Origin of the sequence: Actinomadura meridiana (assembly GCF_039537545.1) — a bacterium.
GTDB lineage: Bacteria > Actinomycetota > Actinomycetes > Streptosporangiales > Streptosporangiaceae > Spirillospora > Spirillospora meridiana.
Genome location: NZ_BAABAS010000005.1, coordinates 155575 through 174351, shown reverse-complemented (window position 1 = coordinate 174351; position 18777 = coordinate 155575). Strand labels below are relative to the sequence as shown.

17 protein-coding genes are annotated in these 18777 nt (G+C 70.3%); 11 read left to right on the top strand and 6 right to left on the bottom strand.

Going from position 1 to position 18777, the window contains the following annotated elements:
* Positions 1–175: 175 nt before the first annotated feature.
* Positions 176–970, bottom strand: coding sequence for an AfsR/SARP family transcriptional regulator (locus tag ABD808_RS10100; RefSeq protein ID WP_344893447.1), 795 nt, complete (start codon positions 968–970; stop codon positions 176–178).
* Between the two features lie 349 nt (positions 971–1319).
* Here ABD808_RS10100 and ABD808_RS10095 point away from each other — a divergent pair, with 349 nt between their 5' ends.
* Positions 1320–1970, top strand: a complete 651-nt coding sequence (locus ABD808_RS10095) for a class I SAM-dependent methyltransferase (protein WP_344893445.1) — start codon at positions 1320–1322, stop codon at positions 1968–1970.
* A gap of 245 nt (positions 1971–2215) precedes the next feature.
* On the opposite strand, the gene ABD808_RS10090 is transcribed toward ABD808_RS10095, so the two are convergent.
* The gene (locus ABD808_RS10090; protein WP_344893442.1) at positions 2216–2716 is read right to left on the bottom strand and encodes a helix-turn-helix transcriptional regulator; all 501 of its coding nucleotides are present in this window, start codon (positions 2714–2716) and stop codon (positions 2216–2218) included.
* A gap of 233 nt (positions 2717–2949) precedes the next feature.
* Here ABD808_RS10090 and ABD808_RS10085 point away from each other — a divergent pair, with 233 nt between their 5' ends.
* The 8 genes from ABD808_RS10085 to ABD808_RS10050 all read left to right on the top strand — a co-directional run bounded on the left by ABD808_RS10085 (position 2950) and on the right by ABD808_RS10050 (position 13880).
* Positions 2950–4155, top strand: coding sequence for a hypothetical protein (locus tag ABD808_RS10085; RefSeq protein ID WP_344893439.1), 1206 nt, complete (start codon positions 2950–2952; stop codon positions 4153–4155).
* Positions 4152–6611 (top strand): serine/threonine-protein kinase, encoded by a 2460-nt coding sequence (locus ABD808_RS10080; RefSeq protein WP_344893436.1) that lies wholly within the window; start codon positions 4152–4154, stop codon positions 6609–6611. Before ABD808_RS10085 ends, ABD808_RS10080 begins: the two co-directional genes overlap by 4 nt.
* A complete protein-coding gene (locus ABD808_RS10075; RefSeq protein WP_344893434.1) occupies positions 6608–7915 on the top strand; it encodes a protein phosphatase 2C domain-containing protein in 1308 nt (435 codons plus the stop codon). The genes ABD808_RS10080 and ABD808_RS10075 overlap by 4 nt, the downstream gene beginning before the upstream one ends.
* Positions 7912–9258: a vWA domain-containing protein gene (locus ABD808_RS10070; RefSeq protein ID WP_344893431.1), complete on the top strand. Its 1347-nt coding sequence runs from the start codon at positions 7912–7914 to the stop codon at positions 9256–9258. Before ABD808_RS10075 ends, ABD808_RS10070 begins: the two co-directional genes overlap by 4 nt.
* 2 nt (positions 9259–9260) lie before the next feature.
* A complete protein-coding gene (locus ABD808_RS10065; RefSeq protein WP_344893428.1) occupies positions 9261–10121 on the top strand; it encodes an FHA domain-containing protein in 861 nt (286 codons plus the stop codon).
* Complete coding sequence (locus tag ABD808_RS10060) at positions 10118–11635, top strand: hypothetical protein (protein WP_344893425.1); 1518 nt, start codon at positions 10118–10120, stop codon at positions 11633–11635. Before ABD808_RS10065 ends, ABD808_RS10060 begins: the two co-directional genes overlap by 4 nt.
* Entirely contained in the window at positions 11623–12546 is a 924-nt protein-coding gene (locus ABD808_RS10055; protein ID WP_344893422.1) for a glutamate ABC transporter substrate-binding protein, read from the top strand. The genes ABD808_RS10060 and ABD808_RS10055 overlap by 13 nt, the downstream gene beginning before the upstream one ends.
* Positions 12547–12719: 173 nt before the next feature.
* Positions 12720–13880, top strand: a complete 1161-nt coding sequence (locus tag ABD808_RS10050) for a hypothetical protein (protein ID WP_344893419.1) — start codon at positions 12720–12722, stop codon at positions 13878–13880.
* Here ABD808_RS10050 and ABD808_RS10045 read toward each other — a convergent pair.
* Positions 13844–14422 carry a hypothetical protein gene (locus tag ABD808_RS10045; protein WP_344893417.1) on the bottom strand — a complete coding sequence of 193 codons (579 nt, stop codon included), beginning with the start codon at positions 14420–14422 and terminating at the stop codon, positions 13844–13846. The genes ABD808_RS10050 and ABD808_RS10045 overlap by 37 nt on opposite strands.
* Positions 14423–14546: 124 nt before the next feature.
* Here ABD808_RS10045 and ABD808_RS10040 point away from each other — a divergent pair, with 124 nt between their 5' ends.
* Together ABD808_RS10040 and ABD808_RS10035 are read left to right on the top strand one after the other, a co-directional pair.
* Positions 14547–15065 carry a PH domain-containing protein gene (locus ABD808_RS10040; protein ID WP_344893414.1) on the top strand — a complete coding sequence of 173 codons (519 nt, stop codon included), beginning with the start codon at positions 14547–14549 and terminating at the stop codon, positions 15063–15065.
* 222 nt (positions 15066–15287) lie between these two features.
* Positions 15288–15539, top strand: coding sequence for a type II toxin -antitoxin system TacA 1-like antitoxin (locus tag ABD808_RS10035; protein WP_344893412.1), 252 nt, complete (start codon positions 15288–15290; stop codon positions 15537–15539).
* A 222-nt stretch (positions 15540–15761) separates the two neighbouring features.
* Here the strand turns inward: ABD808_RS10035 and ABD808_RS10030 are convergent, their stop codons facing one another.
* The 3 genes from ABD808_RS10030 to ABD808_RS10020 all read right to left on the bottom strand — a co-directional run bounded on the left by ABD808_RS10030 (position 15762) and on the right by ABD808_RS10020 (position 18720).
* A complete protein-coding gene (locus ABD808_RS10030; RefSeq protein ID WP_344893409.1) occupies positions 15762–16166 on the bottom strand; it encodes an HIT family protein in 405 nt (134 codons plus the stop codon).
* A 1156-nt stretch (positions 16167–17322) separates the two neighbouring features.
* Entirely contained in the window at positions 17323–18150 is an 828-nt protein-coding gene (locus tag ABD808_RS10025) for a DUF1963 domain-containing protein (protein WP_344893406.1), read from the bottom strand.
* A gap of 63 nt (positions 18151–18213) precedes the next feature.
* The gene (locus tag ABD808_RS10020) at positions 18214–18720 is read right to left on the bottom strand and encodes a DivIVA domain-containing protein (protein ID WP_344893403.1); all 507 of its coding nucleotides are present in this window, start codon (positions 18718–18720) and stop codon (positions 18214–18216) included.
* Positions 18721–18777: the final 57 nt, after the last annotated feature.

Sequence of the window (18777 nt, the reverse complement as noted above, 5' to 3'; positions counted from 1 at the left end):
CCTCGGAGAACATTACCCAATGCCCCTTAACCACCTCCGTCCGCGCCCCATAAGACCCACTACTCACCCCACTAAAGCCTCGAATAACGCCCACAACAAGTAACCTTCCAAGAACACAAAGTGACACAGATCGCCCGGCCAGTGACCACGCGATCTCACTAGGTATCGACGGGCCTCAGCCGTCGGCGCGCAACACGGGCAGCCCCGGACCGACGAGACAGGGGTCGTGATCGAGGATCGCCCGGTGCAACTGCCGCAGCCGCGGCGAGGGCTCGACCCCGAGGTCCTCGGCGAGGACCCAGCGCAGCTTGCCGTAGGCCTCCAACGCGTCGACCTGCCGCCCGCTCCGGTAGAGCGCGATGAGCAGGTACTCGTAGAGGTTCTCCTGCGTCACATAGCGGTCGAGCTGCGAGTAGATCTCCCTGATCAGCGCCTTGTGATGGCCGAGCTGGAGCTCCAGCTCGAACCGCTGCTCGCAGGCGTACACGCGCTGCTCGTCCACCCGGCGACCGATGATCTCGAAGGTCGGATTCCCCCGGAGGTCCTCGAACGCGGGCCCGCGCCAGAGCGATATCGCGCCCTTAAGGGTGTCGGAGGCGTGCTCCCCTCGCCCCATCGCGATGAGTTGCGCGGACTTCTCCAACGTCTGCTCAAGAACGTGGATGTCAACTTCGCAGTTCGACGGGTCGAGCCGGTACCCGCACACTTCCGTGGTGATTACGGAGTCCGCGTCAACACCGAATTCCCGAATGAATTTCCGAAGCTTCGACATATGGACGTGAAGGGCCGTCGATGCCGTCCGAGGAGGAACGCCCGACCATAACGCCTCAATGATTCGGCTCGGCGAGACCGCCTTCCCCTGGTACGCGGCGAGATAGGCCAGCAGCGACCTGACCTTCACCGACTTCGGCGTCGTCACGTATCCGGACAACGTCTCCATCTCGACCGGACCAAGCACCTTTACGTACACGGATCCCCTAGCAAACCCGTTATCTGGCGACACCAGCGAAACAATGACAACAGAAGCACGTGGCACCAGACCAGGCTGACTCGGCGACGACGCCGACGGCGTTTCGCACATCTGACGGAGAGCGGTTCAACTATTCATTAGACTTGGATGAAAGACAAGACCTGAACAACGTTCTCCACGACGACCTCCGACCCGTCCCCGCAATCGCGCCCCTCAGACCATATCTGTCACGACCGTAACTATTTCGGTCAGCACAGAACACCCCCACAAACCCCTCGCCCACCCACATCTATAGAATCCACTTTCATCTCCAGATAATGGGTCCACGACCTGAGGCAGAATCACCCCCATGACCCACCTGGACGATGCCACGCTCGAACAGTCACCGGTCGTGGCCAACCGCGCCATGAACCGCGAGCGCACCCTCGCCTCCTACCAGCGCGAACTCGGCATCGACATACCCACCCAGGTCGGACCCGGCAGCTGGCTCGACCTCTGCTGCGGCTCGGCCCGAGCCCTGTTCGAGGCGGCCCCGACCCTCCCCACCACCGCGAAGATCGTGGGCGTCGACCTGGTCGACTTCTTCACCCCCGCCCCACACCCACCCTCACTCCGCCTGGTCACAGCCTCGATCACAGCCTGGCAGCCGGACACCCCGTCCGACCTGATCACCTGCGTGCACGGTCTCCACTACATAGGCGACAAACTCGCCGCCCTCACCCGCGCCGCGTCCTGGCTAACGAAGGACGGCCTCCTAATCGCGAACTTCGACCCCCAAAGCGTCCGCCTGCCAGACGGCACCCCGCACGGACGCCGCCTAATAACAGCCCTACGCCAGGCAGGCTTCACCTACGACCCCCGCCGCCACCTCATCTCCCTACGCGGCCACCAAATCATCGAACTCCCCTACCACTACCAAGGCGCCGACGACGCAGCAGGCCCCAACTACACAGGCCAACCCGCCGTCAACTCCTTCTACACCCCCACCCCAGGGCTCTAAGCCCAGCCACAGGAACACGGGTGGGCACGCGGAGCGAGCTCTGCGAGCGCAGCGGGCACACCCGCGCGCGGGCGCGTCCCCGCAACGGAGCGAGCTCTGCGAGCGCAGTGAGGAGACCCGAACCGCGCAGCCGGGGGTCTGGGGGTCGCCCCCCAGATAAACACGGGCACTAACCGCGACCGTGGCCACGGACCCCGACCCCATGCTTGAACCCCAGCCACACGAGGGCCGCGCCAAAAAGCCAGCTAGCTGGCTTTCCGGCGCTGGAACGGGAGGTATCGCTCGGCGCGGCGGTGGCGGGCCAGGAGGCCGGTGGATTCGACGGCGAGGATGCGGTCGAAGCGGAAGGCGCGGACGCCTCGGCGCATGCGGCACCAGCCGACGAGGTACCAGTGGTCGCGGTGGACGAGGCAGGTGACGGGTTCGACCTCGCGGATCGTGACGTTGGCGGCGGCGTCGCCGTAGCAGAGGCGGACGACGCGGTGCTCGGTGATGGCGGCGGCGATCACGCGGGCGCGGTCGGAGGTGGAGGTGTCGAGGGGTGTGGTGAGGGTGGCGAGCGTGGTGGTGACCACGTCGTCGTGGGGGGCGGCGTCGAGGAGGGTGTGCAGGGCCCGGCGGGCGGTGGTGGCCTGCGGGCCGGTGCCGAGGTGCGCGAGCGACAGCGCGAGGGCGGCGATCTCCGCCGCGGTGAGCGCGGCGCTCGTGGTGGGCGCGGTCTGTGGGTGCGTCGCAACGTTCGCCATGGTTCGATTGTATGTTCGAACACTGACATTTGTGAGCCTCCGCCCGGCACTCGGAAAGAGTCGCGTGACGCAGGCCGGGCCCATGGGGGCGCATGATCGGCATCGCGGTTGAGAACGCGGGCTTCGATGGGGAAAACTTGGGCTCCAAATGTGCTCTGTCCGGGGGAATTGGGGGCCGACCATGGGGCGAGCGGAGTCCGGTGTTGGCTGACGCGCGGGTGGGCCAGCCTCCGATGAGCCGCGCCGAGGCGGACGCAGCGCTGGCACGGCTCCGGGACGAGCGTGAGCGCATCAGCGCGGCTTTGCTCGAACTGGAGGCCCACCATGGCTACCAGTTGCTCGATGGCGCGTCCCTCGATGGCGAGACCCGCCGCGTCCAGTCCGAGGTCAGGGCGGGGGTGGCGTCGCTGTGGACGCTGTTCGACGTGTACGGGCGCGTGCTCGGCGCGGCGGAGGAGCTGCGGTCCCGGCACGCGAAGCCGGGGCAGGCGCAGCTCACCGAATTGACCCGGTTGCTCGCTGGCCCGTCGGTCGAGTTGCCCGCCGAGGAGGTGCCGCTGGAGCGGCGGACGCTGCTGTCCGTCCCGTCCGGCGAGCGGCTGACCCTGCGGGAAGCGGTCGAGCGGATGACGCCCCTGTATGAGGAGGCCGCCCGAACCGTCGCGGCGTTGGACGCTGTGTGGTCGGCACTGCTGTCGCGGCTCGCCGAGGTGGAGGCGGAGCGGCGCGCGGCGGAGGAGCTGCTGGAGTCTCTCGACGGGGCGGAGCCCGACCTTGATCGGTTGCGCGCAGACCTTGACGCCGTCGCCGTCGTGGTGCGCGCCGACCCGATGGCGCTGGCCCGCGACGGCCAGGTCGACACGACCCGGCTCGACGAGATCCGGACCGGGATCGCCGAGGTGCGGCGCGGCCTCGAAGAGGCGGAGCGGTTGCGCGACGGGTTCGCCGACCGGATCCGCGGCGTCGCGTCCGTCCTGGACCTGCTGCGCGAGGCGGAGGCGGCGGCGCGCCGGGCCCGCCACGAGGTGCTCGCCAAGATCGTCGCCCCGGCGCTGCCCGACCTGCCCGAGACGTCGGCCGCGCTGGCCGACCGTCTCACCGCGGTCGGCCGTCCGGCGCGCGACGGAGCTTGGAACGACCTGGCGGCGCGGGTCGCCGACCTGGAGAAGGCGGCGAACGACGCGCTCGAACGGGCGCGGGACGCCGCCGGTGTGATCAGCGGACTGCTGGACCGGCGCGAGGAACTACGCGGCCGCCTGGAGGGGTACCGCGCGAAGGCCGCGAGACTCGGCCATGCCGAGGACGCCGAGCTGGCCCGCATCCACGAGCAGGCCCGCGAGCTGCTGTGGACGTCCCCCTGCGACCTCCGGAGTGCGACAGTGGCGCTCGCCGGATACCAGCAGGCCATCAACTCGCGGGCGAAGGGAGTTGACCGATGAGCCGGTGCACCGAGCCGGGCTGCGGCGGAACGATCGAGGGCGGGTACTGCTCCGTGTGCGGGGTGGCCGCCGCAGCGGGCCCCGCCTCGAATCCGCCTCCGGCGGGCCCGTCCACACCGGGCGCGTGCGCGCAACCGGGCTGCACCGGGACGATCTCGGACGGCTACTGCACCATCTGCGGAAGCCCCCCGGCGAGCGGCCCGGCGCCGAGCGTGCCCGCGCCGAGGCAGCCCGTCGCCGTGCCCGACGACTCGTGTCCCATGCCCAACTGCGGCGGCACGATCATGGACGGTTACTGCGACGTGTGCGGTGCCCCGCCCAGCCACACCAAGCTCACCTCGCGCGCGGGATCCGGCACGGCGGGCACGGCGGGTTCCGGCGCGACCACGCGGACGGGCAGCACCCGCACCGGGTCGGGGCGCGGGTCCGGCCGCCGGGGCATGCTCGGCGCCGGGCTGGTCGAGGTGCCGCGCGTCCCCTACCGCGACCCCTCGACAGCGGTGATGAGCGACCCGCAGGTCGCGGAGGGCAAGCGGTTCTGTAGCAACTGCGACCATCCGGTCGGCCGGGGGCGCGGCGGGCAGCCCGGACGGTCCGAGGGTTTCTGCCCGAAGTGTCGCACCAGGTTCTCGTTCCGGCCGAAGCTCGGACCCGGCGACCTCATCGGCGGGCAGTACGACGTCCTCGGCTGCCTCGCCCACGGCGGCCTCGGCTGGGTCTACCTGGCCAAGGACAGGAACGTCAACGACCGGTGGGTGGTGCTGAAGGGCCTGCTGGACAGCGGCGACGCCGACGCCATGGCGGCCGCGGCGGCCGAGCGGGCCTTCCTGTCCGAGGTCGAGCACCCCAACATCGTCAAGATCTACAACTTCGTCCAGCATGACGGCGACGGCTACATCGTCATGGAGTACGTGGGCGGCCAGTCGCTCAAGGACATCCTGCTGCGGCAACCGCAGCCCGCCGGCGAGAAGCATCTGCCGCTCGCGCAGGCCATCGCGTACGGGCTCGAAGTGCTGCGCGCGTTCGAGTACCTGCACGCGCAGGGCCTCGTCTACTGCGACTTCAAGCCGGACAACGTGATCCAGTCCGAGGAGCAGCTCCGGCTGATCGACCTCGGCGGCGTCCGGCGGCTGGACGACCAGACCGGCGCGATCTACGGCACGGTCGGCTACCAGGCGCCCGAGATCGCGGCGGACGGGCCGTCCATCTCGTCCGACCTGTACACGGTCGGCCGGTCGCTGGCCGTGTTGAGCTTCCCGTTCCGGGGTTTCACCCGGGCGTTCGCGAACTCGCTGCCGCGCCGCGAGGAGGTCCAGGTCCTCCAGCGGTTCGAGTCGTTCGACCGTTTCCTGCGGCGGGCGACGCACGACGACCCGGAGCAGCGGTTCCAGGACGCGGCGGAGATGGCCGAGCAGCTCACCGGCGTGCTGCGGGAGGTCCTGGCCGCCGACGACGGGACGCCCCGTCCCTCCCCCTCCGGGCTGTTCGGCCCCGAACGGTTCGCGACCCGGATGGCGGGCGGCGACGGCGACGAGTCGGCGCTGCCGCCCGTCCCGCCCGCGGTGGCCGCCGCCGCGCTGCCGGTGCCGTTGGCGGACGGGTCCGACCCGGCCGCCGCGTTCGTGTCCGGGCTGAGCGCGCTGGGGCCCGAGCAGGTCGTGGAGGCGGTGAAGAACGCGCCGGAGCGCACGCCCGAGGTCAGGCTGGCGCTCACCCGCGTGAAGATCGAGCTTGGCGCGGCGGACGAGGCCGACCAGCTGCTCGCCGAGCTGGCCGCCGAACGTCCCACCGACTGGCGGGTCGACTGGTACCGCGCGGTCGGGCTCCTCGCGCGGGGCCGCGTCGCGGAGGCCGAGCCCGGCTTCGACCGGCTCTACGGGCTGCTGCCCGGCGAGCCCGCGCCCAAGCTGGGCCTCGCCTACTGCCGCGAGCGGACGGCGCCGTACGACGCGATCCGCCTGTACGAGATGGTGTGGCGCACCGACCAGAGTTACATCAACACGGCGTTCGGCCTCGGCCGCGTCCATCTGACGGCGGGCGACCGGGCGGCGGCGGTCACCGCGCTCGACTCGGTGCCGACGATCTCGATCCGGTTCCTGCCCGCGCAGGTCGCGGCGGTCGCGACGGTGGTGCGCGGCCGCAATCCCGTGGAGCTGACGGCGGCGCAGCTCGTCTCGGCGGGCGACCGCCTCACCGGCCTCGACCTGGACGCCGAACGCCGCGACCGTCTCGCCGCGGAGGTGTTGGAGGCCGCGCTCGACTGGCTGTTGTCCGGGCCGGGGGCGGCGGGCGGCGCGCGGGGCGGGTCCGTCCTCGGCACGCCGCTCACCGAGCCCCGGCTGCGCCGCCTCCTGGAGTCGACGTACCGGGAGATGGCACGGCGCACCCGCGACCGGGACGAATGCCGCAGGCTGGTCGACTCCGCAAACGCCGTCCGTCCGAGGACGCTGCTGTGACCGGGGCCCAGAACGGCGACCAGAACGGCGGCCAGAACGGCGCGAAGGCGTCGGAGCTGTCCTGCCCGGCGTGCGGCGAGATCGTGTACGCGGGCGAGATCTTCTGCGAGGAGTGCGGGCACCGCCTCGTCGACGCGCCGCCTCCGGAACGGGCCGCCGAACCCGTCCCGGAGCCCGTGGCCGAACCGTCCGCTCCCCCATGCCAGGGGTGCGGCGGGACGGCGATCGACGCGGAGGGCTACTGCGAGTCCTGCGGGCTGCGCCAGCCAGCCGCACGCGACCACATCGAGATCGAGGTCTCCGCAGCGGGCGGCGGGAACGGGACGCGTCCCGTCGTCGCGGCGGGCGCCAGCGACCGTGGCCGCCGGTACAGCCGCAACGAGGACGCCCTCGCCATCACCGCGCACGCCGCCGGAGTCGCGGCCGTGGTGTGCGACGGCGTCGGGTCGTCGCAGCGTCCCGACGACGCGTCCCACGCGGCGGCCGAGACGGGCGCCGCCGAGCTGGTGGCGCGCATCGACGCCGGTGAGGACCCCGAGGACGCCACCCGCCTGGCCGCGTTGAAGGCCGCCGCCGCCGTCGCGGCGCTGGCCACGTCACCGAACGACGCGCCGTCGTGCACGTACGTGTCAGCGGTGACGCGCGGCTCTACGGTGACGGTCGGCTGGGTCGGCGACAGCCGCGCCTACTGGCTGTCCGCGGACGGCGCCGAGGAATACGACCCCGCCGGCCAGTCCGGGGACACCGACCCCGCCGAGGTCAGCACCGGCGACATGGCGGAGCTGGGGCCCTCGCGCAGGCTCACCGACGACGACTCCTGGGCCGCGTTCATGGTGGCCGAGGGCTCGCTGACCGAGGCCGAGGCCGAGGCGCACCCGAACGCGCATGTCATCACGGCCTGGCTCGGCGGCGACGCCGGGCAGGTCGACCCGCACGTCGCGTCGTTCCGTCCCACGGGTCCCGGCACGTTGCTGGTGTGCAGCGACGGCCTGTGGAACTACTTCCCCGAGGCCCGCGACCTCGCCGCGCTGCTGACCGCGAGCCCCGCACTCCCGAACCCCGCGCTCCCGGGCGACGCGGCCGATCCGAACCGTCCGACAGACGACGCACCCGGCCCGGCCGACGCGACCGGGGCCGATCCCGGGGCCGATCCGCTCGGCGCGGCGCGGACGCTCGTCCGGCGCGCCCTCGACGCGGGCGGCCGGGACAACATCACGGTCGTCGTCATCCCGCTTCCGTCCCCCGCCGCCCCGCAGAGCCGCATCCATGAGAGCACCACGCCGAGCACGGAGCAGCCCCGATGAGCGACCAGCCGAACTTCACCGTCAAGATCGACCAGAACAAGTTCCTGCCCGAGGGCGGCCACGAGGTGCACGCCATCGTGTCCGTCGAGGCGACCGCGGCGGAGGGCGCCGAGGGGGCCGCGCCGGTTCCGCCGACCACCCGGGCGTCCGAGGTCATCATCATCGACACCTCGGGCTCGATGTCCTACCCCGAGACGAAGCTGCGCGCGGCGGTCGCCGCGGCGAAGGTCGCGATCGACACGCTGCGCGACGGCGTGGAGTTCGCGGTCGTGTCCGGGTCCAACGTCGCCAAGATGGTGTTCCCGGCGCGGCCCGGCCTCGTCGCCGCGACCCCGCAGAGCCGCGAACAGGCCAAGGTCGCGTTGAACAAGCTGGGGGCGTCCGGCGGCACCGCGATCGGGTCGTGGCTGCGGCTCGCCGACGAGCTGTTCGACGACGACCAGGGCGGCATCCGGCACGCGATCCTGCTGACCGACGGCAAGAACCAGCACGAGACGCCCGAGCAGCTCGACGCCGTCCTGGCCCGCTGCGAGCGCCGGTTCGTGTGCGACTGCCGGGGCGTCGGCACCGACTGGGAGGTCGCCGAGCTGCGCAAGATCTCCTCCGCGCTGCTCGGCACCGTGGACATCGTCGCCGACCCGGCCGGGCTCGTCGCCGACTTCCAGGCGATGACGGAGGCGGCGATGGGCAAGACCGTCGCGGACGTCGCGCTGCGGGTGTGGACGCCGCAGACGGCGCGGCTCCGCTTCGTGAAACAGGTCATGCCGTCGGTGGAGGACCTGACTGCCAAGCGCGTCGAGTCGGCGCCGCAGGCGGGCGACTATCCGCTCGGCGCGTGGGGCGAGGAGGCCCGCGACTACCACATCTGCGTGGAGGTGCCGCCCGGCGAGATCGGCAAGGAGCTGCGCGCCGCGTGGGTGAAGCTGGTCGTCCCCGGCCCGCCGGGCGCGGAGGCGCAGGTTCTGGCCAGCGCGAACGTCCTCGCCCAGTGGACGGACGACGAGGCCCAGTCCACCAGGATCAACGCGCGGGTGGCGCACTACACGGGCCAGGCCGAGCTGGCCTCCGCCATCCAGGAGGGGCTCCAGGCCCGCAAGGACGGCGATGTCGACACCGCGACGGCGCGGCTCGGCCGGGCCGTGGTGCTGGCGAACGAGGCGGGCAACGAGGAGATCACCTCGATGCTGCGCCGCGTCGTGGAGGTCGTCGACCTGGAGACCGGCACCGTCCGGCTGAAGCGTGAGGTCAACAAGGCCGACGAGATGGAGCTGGACACCCGGTCAAGCAAAACGGTCCGGACGCGCAAGGACGAGACCGTCACCACGCGCCGGGGCGAGGGCTGAGCATGGCGAGCTGTCCCAACGGCCACACGTCGCAGGCGTCCGACTACTGCGACGTGTGCGGCGAGCGCATCGACCCGTCCGCCTCCGCCTCCCCGTCCGGCGGTGGCATGGGCGCGTCCGAGCCGCGCGCGGCCCAGTCCCACCGGGCCCAGTCGCAGGCGCGGACGACGAGCGCCCAGGCCGGTCCGACGCCGTGTCCCGACTGCGGGACGCCCGGCACCGACCGCTTCTGTGAGGCGTGCGGCTACGACTTCGCCACCGGCGGCGGCAAGCCTACGCCCCGGACGGCACCGGCCAACCCGTCCACGCCCTCTCCTCCACCTCCGCCCACCCCGCCTCCACCGACTCCGCCTGCGCCGACCCCGACTCAGCCCGCACCCACTCCCTCGGCGCCCGCGACCGGCCCGCCTCCCGTGACTCCGCCCGTCCCGACGGCGCCCGCCGCCGCGACCGTCTGGACGGCGGTCGTCACCGCCGACCGCGACTACTACAACTCGGTGATCGCCGAGGAGGGCCCGGACTCGGCGTCCCTCACGTTCCCGCCGTACGCGCCCGAACGGCGGATCCCGCTCGCCGAGCGGGAGATCCGCATCGGGCGGCGCAGCTCGGCGCAGCAGACCCCGCCGGAGATCGACCTGCGCGAACCGCCCGAGGACCCCGGCATCTCCCACGTCCACGCCGTCCTGCTGGCCAAGCCGGACGGCACCTGGACGCTCGTCGACCCCGGCTCCACCAACGGGACGTGCCTGAACGGCTCGATGGAGCCGATCCCGAACAACGTGGAGATCGGGGTCTCCGACGGCGACCGGATCCACGTGGGCGCGTGGACCACCATCACGCTCATCCGAGGCGAGGCGACATGACGGCCGTTGAGCAGACAGCCTCGGCGGGTCCGCCCGCCGTTTCCCCGCGGGGCCCGGCGGGGCCCGCGCAGCGGCGGTCCTCGGGCCGGCTGTGGCGGACGCCCGAACCGGCCCCGTCCGGCGTGGCCCGGCTGTTCCCGCGCACCGTCGCGTCCCGCATACGGGCGATGACGGCGACGACGGCGGTCCTGCTGGTGGCGATGCTGGCGGTCGGGTGGTGGGCGATCGCGAACGCCCGCGAGGGCGTCCGGGTGATCGGGCACGACGCGGGCCCGCAGGTCGTCGCGACCGGCGACCTGTACTTCCAGCTCACCGACATGGACGCGCAGCTCGCCAACGCGCTGCTGATCGGCGCCGCGCCGGGCGGCGGACGCGCGCAGGCCCTCGCCCGCTACAACGTGAACCGGCAGAAGGCGGGCGACGCGCTCCTCAAGGCCGCCAAGCTCGCCGACGAGCGCACCGAGGACAACACGGCCCGCGACGTCCTGGACGCGCTCGGCCGCTACGAGCGCTTCGCCGGGCAGGCGCTGCTGCTCGACGAGCAGTCCGGGCACGCGTCCGGGCCGCCGTCGGAGCGGGTCGTCAAGCTCTACCAGCAGGCCACCGACCTGATGAAGCTGGACCTGCTGCCCAAGGCGTACAACCTGACGCTCGACAACGGCACCCTCGTCCGGCACACCTACGAGGACAAGCGGTCGGCCGTCCGCGCGGGCCGCACCTGGATCCTCGCCACGGGCGTCGCGCTGCTCGCCGTCCTGGCCATCTTCCAGCTCTACCTGGCCAGGCGTTTCCGCAGGCTGCTGAACGTGCCGCTGGCGGCGGCCACGCTCATCACCCTCGCAATCGTCGCCATCGGGGCCACGATGCTCTCCAGCCAGGCGAGCCATCTCCGCAAGGCCAAGGAGGAGGGCTTCGACTCGATCCTGGCGCTGTCCCGGACGCGCGCAATCAGCAACAGCGCCGCCGCCGACGAGACCCGGTTCCTCCTCGACCCCGAACGTGCCGACGCCTACGAGCAGGTCTACCTGAGCAAATCCCAGACCGTCCTGTATCTGAAGGCCGGGAACCTGACCGAGTACAACGCGGCCGTGCAGAAAGACCTGGAGTTCGAGCCGGGACGCGCACCGTTCCTCGGTTTCCTCGGCACGGAGGCGAACCGTCCCACCGAGTCCGACAAACGGCGCGCCCAGCTGGCGGAAGCGCTGAGCAACGTGCTGAAGAACTACCAGAAGGTGCAGGCGAACGACAGTCAGATGAGGGCCCTCGTCCACGGCGGGAAACGCGACCAGGCCGTCGCCGCGCGCGGCGCGACCGCGGCCGACTTCGCCCGGTACGACCAGTCGTTGCAAGAACTGGCGCGCGTCCACCAGAAGGCGTTCGACGAGGCCGTGGACGACGGCGACGGCGGCACGCGCGGCTGGTACGCCGTCCTGCCGATCGCGGGCATCGTGATCGCCGGGCTCGTGCTCATCGGCGTCCGCCCCCGCCTCGCGGAGTACCGGTGGTCGAAGTGAGGCCCCGCGCGCTCCGCACCATGGTCGCCTTCCGCGCTGTGACCGCGCTGCGCACCGTCGCCGCCCTCCGGACCGTGACCGCGTTCCGCGCCGTGGCCGTGCTTCTCGCGGTCGTGGCCGCGGGCACCGCGTGCGGGGTCGCCGACGCGCGCGAGACCTCGGTGGCCCGCAAGGACACGCTGGTCATCGGCGTCAACGCCGACCAGCCCGGCGTCGGCGAACGCACCGGCGACGGCTCCTACGAGGGCTTCGACATCGACATCGCGTACGAGATCGCGAAACGGCTGGGCGTCGCCGCGGCGGACGTCACGTTCAAGAAGGTCACGTCCGCCACGCGCGAGAAGATGATCGAGGACGGCGACGTCGACCTCGTCGTGGCCAGCTACTCCGTGACACCCGAACGCAAGGTGAGGGTGGCGTTCGCGGGTCCCTACTACGTCGCCCACCAGGACGTTCTCGTCCGCGAGCCCGACCTGTCCAAGATCCGGAACGTGCACGACCTGGCGGGTCGCAAGCTGTGCAAGGTGCCCGGATCGGTGTCGTTCCCGCGCGTCCACGACGAGCAGGGCATCGCCGCGCTGCCCGTCCAGGCGGACGGCTACACCGACTGCCTCACCGCCCTCACCGCCGGGACCCTGGACGCCGTCTCCACCGACGACCTGATCCTCGCGGGCCTCGCGGCCAAGGCGTCCCTCCAGAAGCACCGCCTCAGGATCGTCAACGCCCCGTTCACCGACGAGCCGTACGGTGTCGGCATCAGCAAGGCCGACGTGGAGGGCTGCGAGGCGGTCAACAAGACGATCACGGAGATGTTCCAGGACCGCACCGCACCCCATCTGCTGGACAAATGGTTCGCTCCGGTTGGCCTCAAGGTGACGCCGACCGTCCCGCAATTCGAGGGCTGTGTCTGAAAGCCGTGACCGAGCGCACGAACACGGCTACGGAATGGCACAGGAAGGACAGGTGAAACCGCCTGGTCACTGAGATCAGTCGGTTACGTAAGTGGCGATCGGCGCGCGTGATCGTAAGTTATGGTCGCGAACAAATCCCGTTCCGGCAATCACCGTCACGCGCGAGGAGTCCCATGACGACGGTCATCCTGGTGGTGATGTGCGTCGTGGTGGGGGCGCTCGAACTGTACGCGGGCAGGCAGAGCCGGGACCAGGCCGACGCCTTCACCCGCCGGATCGAGGCGATGAACGACCAGGTCACCAAGCAGAACAACGTCCTGGTCGCGGTCGGTGAACGGCTCACCGCCGAACTGGCGCGCGTGAAACAGGATGTGCTTCCCGCGCTCGACACCCGGCTCCGGCAGAACACGGGGCAGGTCGAGGAACTGGCGGGCCTCGTCCACCAAGCCGACGACTCCCTGCGGACCCAGGCCGGACGCCTCCACGACCTCGAACAACAACGAATAACCCTCACCGCGTTGCGCCGCAAGCTGACCGAACTGGAAACGTCCGTACGCGCCGTCACCCGGACGGGCGCGGACGCGATCGAGGGCAGGGTCGACGCCGCGCTCGACAGGCTCGCCGACCTCGAACGCGGCGGCACCCGGATCCTGGAACTCCAACGCGCCCTCACCCGCACGCTGGAGGACGTCGAGGACGTCGTCGCCGAACTCCTCCGGTTCACCGAGGGCGAGCTGGACGGCACCGTCGTGGCCGCGCTCACGGGCCGTTCGGGCGGCCGTCCCGTCACCGCCACGGGCCGCCTCTGGACCCGCGACGAACAGCTCGACGACATCCTCGGCGACATCTACGAACGATGCGTCCGCGCGGGCGGGATGGACGTCCGGTTCCGCACAGCCGACGAACCCACCCCCGGCTCTCCTGAACGTCGCCGATACTTCCTCGGCGGGCGCCCCGTCGAAGCCCTCTCAGGGGCTTTCACCGCACTGCTCATCTCCACTGGCGCCGACCTGCCCGGCAACGGCACCGCCAGCCGACGCGGCCTGGCCCGCGTCGAACCCGGCGCCCCGCCCGTCGAACCCACGCGCCCGCCCGAGGACGAGGCCGCGCTCAAAGCCCTCCTGCGCACCCTGTCGGAAAGCACCGGCGCCATCGCGCAGATAGGCCCGCTCATGGCCGTCCGCACCCGCGACGAACTTCTGTGCGCCGTGCTCAGCCCGGAACAGTCCCTGGACAACGACGCAGACCTCTGGGACCCGGCGGCCGCCGCCGTCCGGCTGCGGCGGCTGCCGTCCCATCAGCTGTGGGACCTCACCGGCTGGGCCACCCCATAGACCCGCACGGTCCGCTCCGACGGCCCGCCGAGCCGCACGTACAACGGACACGCCACGGCCCGCGTCACCGGATCGGCCTCGACGCACAACCCGATCCCGGCCGCCCGGTCAAGGAACACGGCGTTCTCCACCGCCCGCGCCCCCCGCACCGCATACGGGACGGAATCCGCGTCGCCGGTGTCGAACAGCTCCTCGAACGTCAACCTGCGCGCGAACCGCATCAGCGCCCCGGCGTCCACCACGCGACTCCCGATCGCCGCCGCCGGACCCGCCGCCACGATCCCGAAACTAGGGTTCTCTTTCCCTCGCACATAGATCTCCCTATCCGGTTCAAGCCCCTTGCGCCGATCCCTGACCTGGACGCCGAACCCGGCGTCGTCCACATAGGCGGGCGGCCCGAAACCGTCCGCCGCGCCGTCCCGCACCCGCAGCGCACCCACCGGCATCTCCCAGCCCGGCAGATACACACCGAGGCCCCTCAGCAACAGTCGCCAGATGGGCCGAACCGTCACGTCCACCGCGAACTCGCGAACGCCCTCCATGCCGACCATAATCAGTCGCGATTCCCGCCCCATCAAGGCCAAGGCCCTTACCGCGCGGCCTCCTGCACCTGACCGCCGCGTCGGTTACCGTTGAACCAACCCGGATCATGACGAGGACGCCGCCGTGAATCTGCAGGACATGATGGTGCAGCACGACACCTCGTCGCGCACCGTCGACAAGTACCTGATGTCCTACGAGGGACGGGTCATCGCCGTCCGCCGCCACCCCGCCGTCCTGCTCCTCCCCGTGGCCGTCGTCGTCGCCGGCCTCGTCGCCTGCGGCGCCGCCAGCGCGGTCGTCGGCCTCGCCTGGATCTGGTGGCTGTGGCTCATCGCCATCGGCTACCTGGTCTGGAAGGTCATCGCCTGGTCGGTGGAGTTCTTCCTCGTCACCGAACACCGCGTCATGGTGATCAACGGCGTCCTCAACCGCAACGTGGCCATGATGCCCCTGGCCAAGGTCACCGACATCGCCCTGAACCGCTCCATGACCGGTCGCATCCTCGGCTACGGCGAGTTCGTCATGGAATCCGCGGGCCAGAAACAGGCGCTCCGCAACGTCGGCTTCATGCCGTACCCGGAACAGCTCTACCTGGAGGTCTCCTCGGTGATCTTCGGTACCATCGACGAGTCCCCCGACTAGCCCGACGAGCGGGACGCACGCCCCCGGAAACTCTCACGGCCGAATCCGCGCCGTCCCGGGCAACACCTCCACCAAGCGCTTCGTCTACACGAAACTACGCAAACAGGCCTACACCAGGCCCCGCGTCCTCCACCTGAGAGCTGACGATTCTCGTTCTCTCGTGGGATGTCTCGCTGACACCCCACGGCGTACTTTTAGATGCCCGAAGGAAGGAGACCGGCCATGTCTGAGTCGGTTCGCCAGAACCTTCCCGCCGCCGACGAGATCACGCTCCACCCCTCCGCCGAGCAGCTCCTGGTGATCCGCAAAGCGGCCGAGCTGATCGGCTGGACGGTCACGGACTACGTCATGTCCGCTCTCCTGGACAGGGCCGAACGAGACCTCTACGAACACGCCGCCGCCCGCGAGGAAATGCCCCCCACCAACACAGAACCAGTCGCCCCCCTAACAGCCCTCCTACTGGCCTACACCTAACCCCACCCCCCAACGCAAACTCGCGGCCACCACCACCCACCCGCCACAAGGCCCGCAGCCATACCGTGCCCCGCCACACCCACAGCCGCGCCCACTTTCGCTCCCTCCTCCCCCAAGAGCGAGCTGCATCAACCCGATAACAACCGCAATAACAACCACCTCAAAACCAGAACAGTAAGCGACCCTCCCCGAACCGGCCGGTCACCACCGTCTCTCCACAAGTCATCCGCCAACCTCAGCCGACAAGCGTGCGGCGTAGTCAGCAGCCTCCTCATCGGACTCATACTTCTGCCGAGGCCAGAAGAATCCGCGAAGGCCGTCCTTCCGATTACGCGGGACGACATGAACATGCAGATGCGGGACGCTCTGACTGACCCGGTTGTTCATCGCCACGAACGAACCCGCCGCGCCGAGCACCGACTCCATAGCCCCCGCGATCCGTTGAGCACGTTCGAAGAACGGCCCCAGAAACTCGCCAGGCAAATCCATCAGCGTCTCGTAGTGCACGCGCGGCACCAGCAACGTATGCCCCTTGAACAGCGGCCGCGTATCAAGAAACGCCACCACATCCGGCATGTCCATCACCAGATGCGCACCCCGCTCCCCCTCAACAATCTCGCAGAACACACACCCCTGCCCCACCCCACCCACTCGCACCACTCCCCTTCACCCGCATCCCCCGCGACGCTACCCGAGCCCCACAACTACCACCCAGCACCGACAAGACGCCTGACACCCACCACCGACAACACAACCGCCAAACAAAACACAACCAACCCCCAATAACCACCACCAAACCTCCTCTCTAGCAACAACCCACGCAGCACACGACCAACGGCGCAGCACGCGCCACCAACCCTCGGCACGCCACCAACCCCCGTTGCCACACCACCAGGCACTCTCAAGCTGCTCGGCGTTGTCCGAGAGATCCGGTGACGTGACGCCCGGACGGGGCGACTTTGTGTACTTCGGGTGGTGCCGGGATGGCTGGGTCATCTGACGGGCCAGGTCCTCGACCGTGGGGGGCGCACTCGGTGATTGCCCCTGTTACGAGGTCGGGTTCGCGTGAGTCATGGGGCGTTGAGGTGGGTCGTGTGTGTTGTTGATCAGCGCGCGGGGCCGCGCTCGGGCTTAGCTCTCTGGTGTCGCGCCGAGGGGGTTGGCGTGCCTTGGGCGGAGAGTGTGTTCTCCATACGCAGCCAAAACCCCTGGCATCACGCGGAGCGTCACGCCACGCCCAGACAGGGGCCCCGGTCAAGGCACGTAAACCTCCTCGGGAAAGCCTGGGTCGGACGAACGAGCACTCGGTTGGACTTGGTTTGGTGGGAGGGCGTTGTTCGGGAGTGCGGTTGCGTGATGGTGGACGCGGGCCAGCTCGGCGTCCTCGGCACGGCTGAGTCTCAGAGGAGCCTGGATGGGACGAGCGCTCGGTCGAGCCTGGCTCAATGGGAGGGCGTTGTTGGGTGGGGGTGTCGGTTGCGTGATGGCGGGTTCGCCTTCGTTCGGGTGGTGCGGGCGTGGCCGGTGGCTTGGTGTGCGGCGTAATGGGGACGCCTGTTGTGGTTGCGCGTTCGTTGGTCGTTGGGTGAGCGTTGGTCGTTGTGCGTGCCTTGGTCGTTGGGGTGAGCGTGCCTTGGTCGTTGGGGTGAGCACCCGTCGTTGGGTGAGCGTTGGTCGTCGGGGTGAACGTTCGTCGTTGGGTGGGCGTTCCTCGTTGGGGTGGGCATGGGAGCTGGGGGGTGGTGGGGCTGTGGGCGGGTGGGGAGGCTGGGGCGGGGGTGGGTTAGGCGGCTTGGAGGGTTAGCCAGGAATTTTCTGGGGGGTCGGTGGGGCGGGCGGAGAAGTAGATGCGGCCTGGGTCGCCCCAGTACCAGCCGAGGCGGTCGTCGGAGTCGAGTTGGAGGAGGAGTTGCCACTCCTGCACGGCTTGTTCTTCCTCGGGGGTCAGGGGTGGGGGGTTGAGGGTCTCCAGAGGGCGGCCCGTTGAGGCGTACAGGCAGTCGGGGCCGATCGGGCGTTGGACGAGGGCGGGCCAGCCTCCCAGTTGGTGGACGGGCATGTCGTCCGGCCAGATGTGCTGTGCCCAGACTGCGTGCAGCTGTTCGTAGATGGCTAAGAAGCCGCTGCAGGTGGCCTCCAGGCGTCGTATGGGCGCCTCCTGGGGTGAGGGCAGGGAGAGGAATGGGGCGGCGTGCAGGAGGGTTTGAGGGGAGTTCGAGGCGCCGGGTGGCGGGGTGGCTTCGCGGAGGTCGCCGGTGAGGACGCGCCAGCCGTCGCGCTGGGTCGCCTCGTCTCCCCACGGGCGGGGAGTTTCGCAGGCGTAGTAGAACGCGGCCTTGCCGGATGGCGGTAGGCCAGCGATGTCCTTGAAGCGGCTGAGGGCGGCGAAGTCGATCGCCCCCAGGAAGCCGAGGAGGCGTCCCTTCCAGCACGGCCAGGGCTCGTCGGGCGGGAGCAGCGGGACGCCGCCCAGGTGGACGGGTACCTCGCCGCTGGTGCCCAGTCGCAGCGCGGGCCTGGTCAGGGGCATCAAGGCCGCCGCGAACTCGGGAGGAAGGAAAGCCGCCAGAAGGCATCGGAGCCGCACAAACTGTGCCTTGAAGTCGTCCATGTACGTAGGGTTACGCAGCCCCCAGGCCGCGTGCAGCACCCCGCGAAATTGTGGATAACTTCGTCAGCGGCGTTCGAGGGCGCCCGCGAGCTGCAAGAGGAAGCGGTCGACCTCCTGCTCGTCGTAGCCGGGTCCGAGCCGGACGACGCGGAACGAGCTCTCCCGCACGTCCCGGGCGGACAGCGGTGGGGCGGTGCCGCGCAGACCGGCGATCACACGGTCCAGGAAGGCGTCCACGTCGCGTACGTCGTAACCGGAACGCATGCCCGCGCCCGCGAAACGGGCGTTCTGGATCCAGTTGATAAGCCAGGCCGGGTGCGCGCGCGGACGGCCGAGCCGTTCGGAGAGCGGAGACTTGACCTGGAGTTCCAGGATGCATTCACGTACCAGTTGGTCCACGGCATGGGGTTCGTAGCCGCGCAGGACGATGTCGAAGCGCACCCTCCGCACCTCGTCCGCGGACATCGGGGGCCCGCCGTTCAGTGCCCGCGCGATCCGGCGCAGCAAGCGATCAACCTGGATCCTGTCGTAGCCGCGCAAGACCACCGGCAGCCGCGCATCCGCTCTCACCGCGACCTGCTCCTCAGCCGTGTCCCCTCGCCCCGCGGGCGCGACCCCGCGGAACGC